This is a genomic window from Pseudomonas sp. AGC41 (genome assembly GCF_057334555.1).
The window spans coordinates 2710-11321 of sequence record NZ_JBHFJB010000064.1 but is presented as its reverse complement, the minus strand read 5'-3'; the positions used below and the strand labels follow the sequence as shown (position 1 = coordinate 11321).

The following is an 8612-nucleotide window of genomic DNA, read 5'->3' as shown; positions in this document are numbered from 1 at the left end:
GGTGCCAGGCCAGCGCCAGCAATGGCAGCGCAGCGGCCGCCAGGCCAAGCAACAGGCTGGTCAAATCCATAGCCATGAGAATTTCCGCGGATGAAATAAAGCCCGAAGGTTAACCAAGCAACCCGGTGTTGCCCAGCTCAGTCTTCGATTTCACCCAGCGCCTGGCGCGCGCGGTGATCGCCTGCCCGGGCAGCCTGGCGCAATAGATCCTGGCCGATACGCCGGTCCCGAGCGTTACCGCATTCGCGGCACATCAGCTGGCCGAGACGGCTCTGAGCCGCCACCACGCCTTCACGGGCCGGTTGCTTGAGCAGGCGGCCGGCCAGGTGCTTGACGCTAGGGCTTTCGCCCAGGCGCGGGCTGTCGAGTAACCATTCGGCCACGCGCATCGAGATACGCTTGGGTGGAGTAACACCGTGGGGTGTGGAGGTAACAGGATTTGATACTGAGCGGAACTTCATAACGTACTACGGTGACAGGTCAGAAGGCGCGCCACTCTACTCCTTTTTTCGTACGGGTAAAGTCGAAAAAAACCAGCACGCCCGTCCTAGAGCAAGCGCTTGGGACAATCCACAGAAGCTGTGGATAACTCAGTGGACAACCTAGCTTGAACTCGCCGCAAGCCCTGTGGAACGGGGCCTGCGCTCAAACTGACGATTTTTTCACCAGCTAAAAAAAGCGATGTTTTTCATTGACTTAAATTTTGGATACAGGCACCCACCTCAGAATGTTCCTACATGACAGTTCGGTGACAAGCCTCGCCGCAAGTGTGCACAAGTAACACGCGAACGGTTATATCGCCGCGCTTTTTGAGGCATTCGGAGAGGTGGGGCCTGGGGATAACCCGGGAAAGCGCTTGGCTCATCGCCCGGGCTGGTCAGCCACGGAAGGCCGAGCGCGGCGTCCCACTGGTCGGATTTGAATATTTTTTGATCACCAGCCTTCCCTTCGGTAATCCGATCCGTTAGTATCCGCGGCGTTAGTACCAAGCTGAAAGTCAATTCCGGGTCGAACACATCTCCACGGTCAGCCACCCTCAAGGGCAGCCTCACCGATAAAAAGAGACCGACCCCCTCGATGGTTTCCAGGTAAATCCTGCGTCAGCACTGCCTTTGATCGAATGCAAAGGGTGTCTGCCAGGCTCGTTACTCTGACCGAACCAACCTGCAAAATTGATCAGGATCTTCACCCCGGGCCCAGAACCTTTGCCCTTGATGTGTTGCCTGCCCTCCTAAGTACCTACCTGCCAGCCCAAGCGCGCCTTTTTATAGCGCTCAAACTGGCTGCTTTGTTCCAGTCGGGTTCTTCGTTCGACCAATGGTGGTCGACGTTACTGGAACGTTTTAACGCGGCACGGTTCTTAACCGTGTCATTTGCAGGAACACCCATAACATGTCTACTCAAATCCATACCCAGGATGCCATCCGCACCCTGACCAACGCTTTTGCACCAATGAACTGCCTGATCATGGCCGCTCGCAAAGGCTGCTTCAGCTTCACGCTGGTCAACGAACACGGCATCGCGCGTCACAGCGAACGCCTGTATCCCGACCAGTACTCCAGCGCAGAGCCGCTGCAGGCCGTGATCGAGCGTACCCGCCAGGCACTGGTTGCCTGATACGCCCGCAAAGCTGAAAACCCGAAGACCCCGCCCGAAAAAGCGGGGTTTTTTATTGCCTGGCATTTCTCGATAAAGCGCAACGGCTTAAGCACAAAGCGCTATAACAGTCATAACCGTTCGACGAAGATGGTTTAAAAACAGTCCTTTACAGCAGGGATATGACACTACACTTCAAGTCAAGCGGCCTGATCCGCTTCCGGCGGAGCCTGAACCGATTCACTGCTGCCAAGCCCACATCTTCAGGCTTCGCCTTTTTTACCGTCTCGAGGGTTTTATGGGTATCGCTGCCAGCGAACTGTGTCGATACGTGATCCGCCCGACGCTCCTCTACCTGGGGAGCCACAGCACGACGGCGGAAACCCTGCTGCTGGGGATTGCGGCCAGCCAGTCCGGCCTCGGCGCGGCGTTGCACGACCGGCGCGGGCACGGCTTGTACCGCATCACCGAACCTCGCCACCAAGCCTTGTGGGACGATTACCTCGCGCTGGATCCGGAGCGGGCCAGCCTGGTACGCGGCCTGGCGAGCCAGCATGCATTCTTGAGCGGTCCCCACCTGGAACTGACCGTCAATCTGCGCTACGCCACCGCCATTGCCTGGCTGCTGGTGGAAGAACAGGCCACGCCGCTGCCCGAGGCCGGCGACCTGCTGGGCATGGCGCGCATCTGGCGACAGACTTTTCACCCTCAGGGGCGCCTGCGGGATTTCACGTGTGCCTGGCAAAACTGCGTTTCACCACTGAATCAGGTCGCTTGCTGAATGGAAAATCAGAAAGTTCCTACAACTTCAGCAAACTCGGTCGGATTGTCCTACAAAACCCCTCTAAATCAAGCCATACAAGCTATAGCGCTTACAGGAAAATGTTGGTAATTTTCGCGTCGGTGATCACCTGGAGTTCTAACAATGAAAAAAATGATGCTCAAAACCACCCTTGGCCTTGCCGTTACCTTGGCATCCAGCCAACTCTTCGCCAGTGGTTTTGCCCTGAACGAACAAAGCATCAGTGGCATGGGCACTGGCTTCGCGGGTCGTTCTTCTTCTGCCGATGATGCAAGCACCGTGTTTGGCAACCCTGCCGGTATGTCGCGCCTCAAGCGCGAGCAAGTGACCGGCGGCTTCGCCGTGATCGACGCGTCCACCGATATCAACGATGCCAGCGGTACCCGCTCCGGCACCAACGACGGCGACATGGTCCCGTTCACCGGCGTTCCGATGGGCTACTACGTCAAGCCTATCGATGAAAAATGGGCATTCGGCCTGGGCGTCTACGCCCCGTTCGGCCTGATCACCGACTATGAAAACAGCTTCCAGGGCCGCAACTTCGGCAGCAAGAGCGAAGTGAAGGTCGTGACCTTCCAGCCAACCATCAGCTATGCCTTCAACGACAAGGTATCGATCGGTTTCGGCCCGACCATCAACCGTATTTCCGGGTCGCTGGAATCGGCACTGACATTACCCGCTCCGTTGCCGGGCACCGAAGGCAATGTGAAGATCAAGGGCGACGATATTGGCTATGGTTACAACATCGGTCTGCTGGTCCAGGCGACCGACACCACTCGCATCGGCCTGACTTACCACTCCAAAGTCAAATACAAGCTCGAAGGCCATACTGAAGTGACGCCGGGCGCTGGTGTTCCTGGCGCATTTCTGCGCGGTGCACGCTACGACGCTTCGCTGGACATCACCACGCCTGAATCGGTGGATTTCTCGGTTACCCAGGAAATCAACGATGCCTGGACCGTCTATGCTGGCAGCACCTGGACTCGCTGGAGCCGCCTGAAAGACATCACCGTGGACAACGAGGGCGTCACCACAGGTGGTGGGCTGCTGGCTCCAGGCATCGTCACCACCATTACCGAAGAACAGAACTGGCACGACACCTGGGCCTACGCCATCGGTACGTCCTACCAGTTGAACAAGCAATGGGTACTGCGCACCGGCCTGACTTTCGACCAGTCGCCCACCAACAACGAAGACCGCTCGCCACGCATCCCTACCGGCGACCGGACCATCTTCAGCCTGGGCGCCGGTTGGAGCCCGACCGACGACCTGACCATCGACGTGGCCTATTCCTACCTCAAGGAAGAAAAAGTCAACATCAACCGCAGCAACCGTCTTGGCCAAGCCTACAACGCTGAATACGAAAACAGCGCCAACGGTTTTGGTGTCGGTGCAACCTACCGCTTCTGATGATTCACGGCGAAGCTGAACACTTCGCCAGCTGAAGCGAAAAAAAGCCCCGCGCTCTGCAAAGAGGCGGGGCTTTTTCGTGGCTGGCGGTCAGGGTTTCGAAGCGATGGCCGTTTCCACGGCCTTGATGAAGTCAGGATCGTCGGGTTTGATCCGGCTGGAAAAACTGCCGACCACCCTGCCCTGGCGATCTACGACGTACTTGTAGAAATTCCATTTCGGCGCGCTGGACTGCTCGGCCAGATGCCTGAACAAGGGGATCGCGTCCGCGCCGCGCACCGGCTGCGGCTCGGTCATGGTGAAGGTCACGCCGTAATTGACATAGCAGACCTTGGCGGTTTCCGCGCCATCCTTGGACTCCTGCTTGAAATCGTCGGAGGGTACGCCCAACACTTCCAGCCCTTGCCCCTTGTAGTGTTGGTTCAACGCTTCGAGGCCTTTGAACTGCGGCGCAAAACCACAGAAGCTGGCGGTGTTGACCACCACCAGGGGCTTGCCGGCGAAGCGCTGGCACAGGTCGATGGTTTCCTTGGCCCGCAGCTTGGGCAGCGAGCCCTCCAGCAGCGGCGGACAATCAGCCGCCCAAACTTGCCCGGCCGCAGCCAGCAACAGGGTGGGAACAGCAAGCCAGCGCATCAGCATGTCGGATTTTCCTTAAAAGCCTGTCAGACCAGGACGTTACTCTGCCCGCCCGACGCCGTCCATTGTTCAGCAGTTACCCATGCCCAATTGCATCAACGCCAACCCGCCCTGGTGCCAGCCCCACCAGGCGCAGGCCAGCAACAGCGCGGCGCCGGCCGCGATCAACCACGGGCCGACGCGACTCATATTGCACCGGCCTGCGCTTGCAGCCGCGCCACCGGAAGCTCGCGCACCGGCCAGTTCAATGCCGCCGCCAACAGGCTGAGCAGGATCGACACTTGCCAGATCAAGTCATAGCTGCCGGTGCGGTCGTACACCACCCCGCCCAGCCAGCCACCGAGGAACGAGCCCAACTGGTGGAACAGGAACACGATCCCACCGAGCATCGAGAGGTTGCGCACGCCGAACAAGGTCGCGACCGTACCGTTGGTCAACGGCACCGTCGACAACCATAAAAAGCCCATCGCCATGCCGAAGACATACGCCGTAGCGGTGGTCACCGGCAGCCAGAGGAACAGGCCGATCACCACTGCTCGCGCCAGGTACAGCCCGGTCAGCAGCCGCGGCTTGGACATGCGTCCACCCAGCCAACCGGCCGTGTAGGTACCGAAGATATTGAACAGCCCGACCAGCGCCAGCACCGTTGTGCCGACACTGGCCGGCAAGTGCTGGTCGACCAGGTAGGCCGGCAGATGCACGCCGATGAATACGACCTGGAAACCACAGACAAAAAAGCCCACGGCCAGCAACCAGAACCCAGAATGACTGCAAGCCTCGCGCAACGCTTCGGACAGCGTCTGCTCGTGGGCGGACAGCGGCGCCGGTGCGTCCTTGAGCATGCTCACCAACGGCACGATCAACGCCACCAACAGGCCCAGCGCCAGCAGCGCGGCGGACCAGCCGAGCCAGCCGATCAGGCCCAGTGTGCCCGGCAGCATGGCGAACTGGCCGAAGGAGCCGGCGGCGCTGGCGATGCCCATGCCCATGCTGCGTTTTTCCGCCGGCACGGCCCGCCCGACGACGCCAAGGATCACCGAGAACGAGGTGCCGGACAGCCCGATGCCGATCAACAGGCCGGCGCTCAACGACAGCGACCAGGGCGAGTCGGCCAGGCCCATGAAGACCAACCCGAGCGCGTAGAGAACGCCACCGATCAGCACCACCTTGGCCGCGCCGAAGCGATCGGCCAGCGCACCGGTGAACGGCTGCGCCAGGCCCCAGATCAGGTTCTGCAAGGCAATCGCAAAGGCAAATACCTCACGGCCCCAGCCGAAATCCGCACTCATCGGCGCCAGGAACAGGCCGAAGCCATGCCGCACGCCCAGCGACAATGCCAGGATCAGCGCACTGCCCACCAGGACCCAACCACAGGTACGCCACATCGATGTCATTGTTGTTCTCCGGTCGCGGGTATATACCCACTTATCATCGGTCGAAGCGGCGTTACGCCAGTTCATCCAGCAAGGCCAACAGGGCCGCGCGCTTTTGTGCGCCCAGCTTGTCGATCAGTTTCTGTTGCGCCGCCTCCCAGGCCGGCTGCGCCGCCGCCAGTCGGGCACGCCCAGCCTCGGTGAGCACGACGATACGATTGCGCAGATCCTCGCCCTCGGCCAGCTTCACCAGCCCTTCGCCTTCCAGCACCCGCAGGTTGCGCCCCAGCGTGCTGCGGTCCAGGCCCATGGCCTCGGCCAGGGAAGAAATACTCGGCTGGTCCAGACGCGCCAGGTTGTTCAGCAAAGAATACTGGGCAACGTTGATCCCGAAGCCGTCGAGGGCGCCGTCGTAATACCTGCTGACGCCACGGGCGGCACGACGCAGGTTGATACACAAACATTGGGAAGGAAGCATGGTGCGTGTATATACCCGCGATGAATTTAGCGCAAGTTATTCAGGAAGTTTCTGGCCGCGCGCGGCCTTGTCATGAAAAGCTTTTTCCCTGCAACCTGCTTAACGTCCGCACCTGTCAATCCTGACAGGTTCCGCCGCGATTGAATCCAGATATAAGGAGGTATACCCAGTCCTACCAAGGTCTGAAGGGGGCCGTGCAAGCAACGCCGGGACTGCACGCGTTCACATCATTGATGAATGGGAGATTCAATCATGTACCAAGCCACTGCTGTTTCAGGACGTTCGCCGACAGCCTCTACCCACCTGCGCGGCGCAGAATGCAACGAAGCCCAGGCCATCAGATTGACCAATCGGGAAAAGGAATTCCTGCAATGGAGCGAGATCGGCAAGTCCTCCTGGGAAATCGCCAGGATCGCCGACTGCAGCGAAGCCAATGTCAATTACCATTTCAATAACATCCGCCGAAAGTTCGGCGTCAGCTCGCGGCATCTCGCTGGAAAAATTGCCCGGGAGCAAGGCTTGATCTGATGCAGGCTGGCGTTTCGACCCGGTATAGATGTCAGCTTGCGCGCAGCGGCGCCAAGCTGACGAAAACCCTTTAACCAGCTTGCTGCCGACATGCTTGCGATTTTCATTGATCAGATACCCTTGCGGACCGCCGCTGCCAAGTCCGTTACAGCAGGGCTGAACTCGACATTCTGAAACGGACAGAACATCTTTTCCTTTCTCCTCGCCACTGCGTCGATAGATCCCTCAGGCTCATTAGAAAATTCCTACATACCAGTCCTACTCAGTTCCATACCCTCTGTCACCGGCGCGCTTCATCACTGTAGTGAAGCCCAACGACTCCCGCGGAGCGCCACCGTTACTTGGCAAAAAGCCTCTTGACCCATCAACTCAGGAAAGTCCATCCATGAAACTCGCAGCATTGATCCTCGCACTCGCCAGTACCTCAGCCCTCGCCACAGACGGTACCATCAATTTCTATGGCCAGATCAAAGGCGGTACTTGCCCGATCGAAATCATCGACCCGATTTCCGGCAGCGTCTCCAACCTGGTCCAGCTCGGGAGCGTGCTCGCCACTCAATTCAGCGGCCCGGGCAGCGAAGCGGGCTCACGCGCCTTTGGCATGCGCATCACGCCGGGCACGAACTGCACGATTGCGCCAGGTTCAACCGCCAGCATGACCTTCACCTCGCTGCAAGGCGGAGCCGGCAGCGGCGGCACCCTCTATGGTCTCAAGCCCGGCGGCGCCGAGGGCGTTGCCATCAGCATCAAGGACCGCAGCGGGAACGTGGTTCCGAATGGCGTTGCATCGGCCGATTTTCCGCTGAGCGACACCGACCCAACCAACATCAACTTCCTGGCTGCTTATCAAGCCACCACTGGCAGCGTCACACCCGGCCCCGCCGAGGCAGACATTACGTTCAGTGTCGCCATCAACTGATAACAAGCGCTTTGCATGACGCCTCGGCATCATGCAAAGCCTCCTTGAGCCTTGATTTTCCCATGCCTATTTTCACGCTCAAAAGCCTCATTAGCCTACCTCGTCCGAGCGTCTGCCTGGCCGTATTGGCGTTCGCCGCGTATCAGCCCAATACACACGCCGCCTTGATGCTCAATGGCACCCGTGTGATTTACAACAGTGATAAACGCAGCACATCGGTGATCGTGGGGAACCCCAGCGAGCAGATCTTCGCCGTTCAAAGCTGGATCAACACCGAGGCCGACAATGTCACTACCCCCGTCCCCTTCATTGCCGCCCCGGCCTTGTTCAGGCTTGATCCTGGAAAGGAACAGCTGGTTCAAGTCAATGGCTTACCCAACCAGTTACCAAGGGATCGTGAATCTTTGTTCTATCTCAATGTGCAGGAGATTCCCCAGGCCGGCTCGACCGGCAAGAATATACTCAGCATTGCCCTGCGCACGCGCATAAAACTGTTCTATCGGCCCGCCGAACTCAAGGACACACCCACCGAACGTCTGGCGGACTTGCGATGGTCGTTGGAGCAGATAAATGGAAAGCCTCATCTGGTGGTGAACAATCCAGGGCCTTTCCACATCTCGTTCAGCCAATTGGAAGTGCACAGTGCAAACCAGCGTGAAAAACTCCAGCGGGCGGACATGGCCGCCCCGCTTTCACGTCAGACGTTTGCCTTGGCGACAATCAAGCCTGCCGACGACCTTGAAGTCACTTTCACCGCCATCAACGATTACGGTGGCCACAGCCGGCCGATCAGTGCTCCGGTACAGACAGCGCCCTGATGGCGAACCACAGACCGGGCAGGGAAGGCCCCGCTGTCGAAGCGGGGCC

10 protein-coding genes are annotated in these 8612 nt (G+C 59.1%); 6 read left to right on the top strand and 4 right to left on the bottom strand.

Going from position 1 to position 8612, the window contains the following annotated elements; translation table 11 throughout:
• Positions 1-137: 137 nt before the first annotated feature.
• Positions 138-461 (bottom strand): sel1 repeat family protein, encoded by a 324-nt coding sequence (locus ACE04F_RS11935; RefSeq protein ID WP_486106909.1) that lies wholly within the window; start codon positions 459-461, stop codon positions 138-140.
• A gap of 931 nt (positions 462-1392) precedes the next feature.
• Between ACE04F_RS11935 and ACE04F_RS11930 the strand changes: the two genes are divergently transcribed.
• The 3 genes from ACE04F_RS11930 to ACE04F_RS11920 all read left to right on the top strand — a co-directional run bounded on the left by ACE04F_RS11930 (position 1393) and on the right by ACE04F_RS11920 (position 3808).
• Positions 1393-1617, top strand: a complete 225-nt coding sequence (locus ACE04F_RS11930; RefSeq protein WP_007898912.1) for a hypothetical protein — start codon at positions 1393-1395, stop codon at positions 1615-1617.
• 277 nt (positions 1618-1894) lie between these two features.
• A complete protein-coding gene (locus tag ACE04F_RS11925; RefSeq protein WP_434601538.1) occupies positions 1895-2377 on the top strand; it encodes a hypothetical protein in 483 nt (160 codons plus the stop codon).
• 144 nt (positions 2378-2521) lie between these two features.
• Positions 2522-3808, top strand: coding sequence for an OmpP1/FadL family transporter (locus ACE04F_RS11920; protein WP_486106907.1), 1287 nt, complete (start codon positions 2522-2524; stop codon positions 3806-3808).
• Between the two features lie 90 nt (positions 3809-3898).
• On the opposite strand, the gene ACE04F_RS11915 is transcribed toward ACE04F_RS11920, so the two are convergent.
• From ACE04F_RS11915 to ACE04F_RS11905, 3 genes are all read right to left on the bottom strand, one after another.
• Positions 3899-4450, bottom strand: coding sequence for a glutathione peroxidase (locus ACE04F_RS11915; protein ID WP_434572462.1), 552 nt, complete (start codon positions 4448-4450; stop codon positions 3899-3901).
• A 182-nt stretch (positions 4451-4632) separates the two neighbouring features.
• Positions 4633-5841 carry an MFS transporter gene (locus ACE04F_RS11910; RefSeq protein ID WP_486106904.1) on the bottom strand — a complete coding sequence of 403 codons (1209 nt, stop codon included), beginning with the start codon at positions 5839-5841 and terminating at the stop codon, positions 4633-4635.
• 52 nt (positions 5842-5893) lie between these two features.
• Positions 5894-6298 carry a MarR family winged helix-turn-helix transcriptional regulator gene (locus ACE04F_RS11905; protein ID WP_486106902.1) on the bottom strand — a complete coding sequence of 135 codons (405 nt, stop codon included), beginning with the start codon at positions 6296-6298 and terminating at the stop codon, positions 5894-5896.
• A gap of 252 nt (positions 6299-6550) precedes the next feature.
• On the opposite strand from ACE04F_RS11905, the gene ACE04F_RS11900 reads away from it, so the two are divergent.
• From ACE04F_RS11900 to ACE04F_RS11890, 3 genes are all read left to right on the top strand, one after another.
• Complete coding sequence (locus ACE04F_RS11900; protein ID WP_486106900.1) at positions 6551-6826, top strand: response regulator transcription factor; 276 nt, start codon at positions 6551-6553, stop codon at positions 6824-6826.
• A 385-nt stretch (positions 6827-7211) separates the two neighbouring features.
• Positions 7212-7745: a fimbrial protein gene (locus ACE04F_RS11895; RefSeq protein WP_486106898.1), complete on the top strand. Its 534-nt coding sequence runs from the start codon at positions 7212-7214 to the stop codon at positions 7743-7745.
• Positions 7746-7807: 62 nt separating this feature from the next.
• Positions 7808-8563, top strand: a complete 756-nt coding sequence (locus ACE04F_RS11890; RefSeq protein WP_486106896.1) for a fimbrial biogenesis chaperone — start codon at positions 7808-7810, stop codon at positions 8561-8563.
• The last annotated feature ends 49 nt before the right edge of the window (positions 8564-8612 follow it).

Bases quoted from the DNA above. Each gene is read 5' to 3' on its own strand.
- ACE04F_RS11935 (WP_486106909.1), bottom strand. From the start codon at position 461: ATGAAGTTCCGCTCAGTATCAAATCCTGTTACCTCCACACCCCACGGT.
- ACE04F_RS11930 (WP_007898912.1), top strand. From the start codon at position 1,393: ATGTCTACTCAAATCCATACCCAGGATGCCATCCGCACCCTGACCAAC.
- ACE04F_RS11890 (WP_486106896.1), top strand. From the start codon at position 7,808: ATGCCTATTTTCACGCTCAAAAGCCTCATTAGCCTACCTCGTCCGAGC.
- ACE04F_RS11900 (WP_486106900.1), top strand. From the start codon at position 6,551: ATGTACCAAGCCACTGCTGTTTCAGGACGTTCGCCGACAGCCTCTACC.
- ACE04F_RS11925 (WP_434601538.1), top strand. From the start codon at position 1,895: ATGGGTATCGCTGCCAGCGAACTGTGTCGATACGTGATCCGCCCGACG.
- ACE04F_RS11920 (WP_486106907.1), top strand. From the start codon at position 2,522: ATGAAAAAAATGATGCTCAAAACCACCCTTGGCCTTGCCGTTACCTTG.
- ACE04F_RS11910 (WP_486106904.1), bottom strand. From the start codon at position 5,841: ATGACATCGATGTGGCGTACCTGTGGTTGGGTCCTGGTGGGCAGTGCG.
- ACE04F_RS11895 (WP_486106898.1), top strand. From the start codon at position 7,212: ATGAAACTCGCAGCATTGATCCTCGCACTCGCCAGTACCTCAGCCCTC.
- ACE04F_RS11905 (WP_486106902.1), bottom strand. From the start codon at position 6,298: ATGCTTCCTTCCCAATGTTTGTGTATCAACCTGCGTCGTGCCGCCCGT.
- ACE04F_RS11915 (WP_434572462.1), bottom strand. From the start codon at position 4,450: ATGCTGATGCGCTGGCTTGCTGTTCCCACCCTGTTGCTGGCTGCGGCC.